This window comes from Methylopila musalis (assembly GCF_042679725.1).
Lineage (GTDB): Bacteria > Pseudomonadota > Alphaproteobacteria > Rhizobiales > Methylopilaceae > Methylopila > Methylopila musalis.
The window spans coordinates 1-1,536 of record NZ_JBHTMX010000339.1 but is presented as its reverse complement, the minus strand read 5'-3'; the positions used below and the strand labels follow the sequence as shown (position 1 = coordinate 1,536).

Annotated in this window: 2 protein-coding genes and 1 pseudogene; all 3 read right to left on the bottom strand. The window is 75.8% G+C overall.

Translation table 11 applies throughout. The annotated features are described in order from the left end of the window. Positions 1-522, bottom strand: a 522-nt coding sequence (locus ACFQ4O_RS17425) for a GTP-binding protein (RefSeq protein WP_378777630.1), incomplete at its 3' end; no start/stop codon positions are given. Next, positions 519-1,349: a tetratricopeptide repeat protein gene (locus ACFQ4O_RS17420; protein ID WP_378777629.1), complete on the bottom strand. Its 831-nt coding sequence runs from the start codon at positions 1,347-1,349 to the stop codon at positions 519-521. The genes ACFQ4O_RS17420 and ACFQ4O_RS17425, both read right to left, overlap by 4 nt. Next, positions 1,346-1,536: pseudogene (locus tag ACFQ4O_RS17415) on the bottom strand (L-seryl-tRNA(Sec) selenium transferase); the annotation flags it as partial. The pseudogene ACFQ4O_RS17415 and the gene ACFQ4O_RS17420, both read right to left, overlap by 4 nt.

Below are 1,536 nucleotides of genomic sequence, written 5' to 3'. Positions count from 1 at the left end.
GTCCGCCGGCCGCGCCCGCGTCGCCGCCCGCAGCGCGTCGAGCCGGGCGGAGAGCGCGGCCACGCCCTCGCCGGTGACGGCGGAGACGGCCAAGATCTCGGCGCCCTCCAGCCCCGTGCCCGAGAGCAGGGCCGCGACCTCCGCCTCCGCCTCTTGAAGCCGGGCGTCGTCCACCAGATCGCGCTTGGTCAGCGCCACGAGGCCGCGGCGCACGCCGAGCAGATCGACGATGGCGAGGTGCTCCCGCGTCTGGGGCATGGGGCCGTCGTCGGCGGCCACCACCAGCAGCACCAGATCGATCCCGCTCGCGCCCGCCAGCATGTTGCGCACGAAGCGCTCATGGCCCGGCACGTCCACGAAGCCGAGCACGGCGCCGTCGGCGCGGGGGGAATAGGCGAAGCCGAGATCGATGGAGATGCCGCGGGCCTTCTCCTCCTTCAGCCGGTCGGTCTCGACCCCGGTCAGCGCCTTCACCAGCGCCGACTTGCCGTGGTCGATGTGTCCGGCGGTGCCGACGATCACGCCGCCGGCTCCTCGGCCGCGGGCAGCGGGCGGGCGGCGATGGCCTCGGCTTTCTCCGCGTCCTCCTCTGACAGCAGAGACCGCACCGGGCCGAGGAACGGCGCGGCCAGCGCCCCGCCCCCGGCGTCGGCCCGGAGCAACCACACGTAAGCCGCGCGGCTGTCCTGCTCCACGCCCTGCCCCATATGCAGCGCCGCGCCGAGCATCGCCTGCCCGTCCGGATCACCCCGGCGGGCGGCCTCGTACCACCAGCGCGCGGCCTCGATCGGGTCGCGCTCCATGCCGAGCGCGTTGTGAGCGATGAGGCCAAGGCGCGTCATGGCGCTGGCCACCCCCTGCGCCGCCGCCTCCAGCGCCCAGCGCCGCGCCTCCACCGGATCGGCCGCGACGGAGCCCTGCCCTTCGAGCAGCAGCCAGCTCAGCATGTCCTGCGCGGGGCCGTCGCCCTGCTCCGCCGCCTCCCGGTAGAGATCGAGCGCGGCGGCGTCGTCCTGCGCCACGCCCTCGCCCTTGAAATGCAGCGCCGCCAGATTGCGCTGGCCGAGCGGATCGCCCGCCTCCGCGGCGCGGGACAGCCACTCCGCCGCCTGCGCCGGGTCGCGCTCCACCCCGAGGCCCTCCGCGTAGCAGGCGCCGAGATTGGCCTGGGCGCGGGCCACGCCCGCCTCCACCAGCGGCCGCCACAGCGCCACCGCCGTGGCGTGGTCGCCCATGCCGGCGGCGTCATAGGCCTCGTCCATACGGTCGGAGACGTCGGGCTCGTCCGGGTCTCTGTCGTCCGGCGCGCCGAAGCGCGACAGCGCGCGGCCGATCCAGTCGGAGATCATGGGCGCGACGCCTCCGCGCGGGCGCGGGCGAGGTCGGCGAGGCTTGCGACAAGCGCCGCCTCATCGTCCAGCCCGCGCAGATCGAAGATCAGCCGCTCGTCCGCGATCCGCCCGATCACGGGCGTCGCGAGCGCGCGGAAGGCGGCGGCGAGCTCCAGCAGCGCCGAGCCGGACCGGCGGCCGCCCG

What these genes read in the sequence shown, in the direction of transcription:
- ACFQ4O_RS17420 (WP_378777629.1), bottom strand. Translation starts at nt 1,349, where the DNA reads ATGATCTCCGACTGGATCGGCCGCGCGCTGTCGCGCTTCGGCGCGCCG.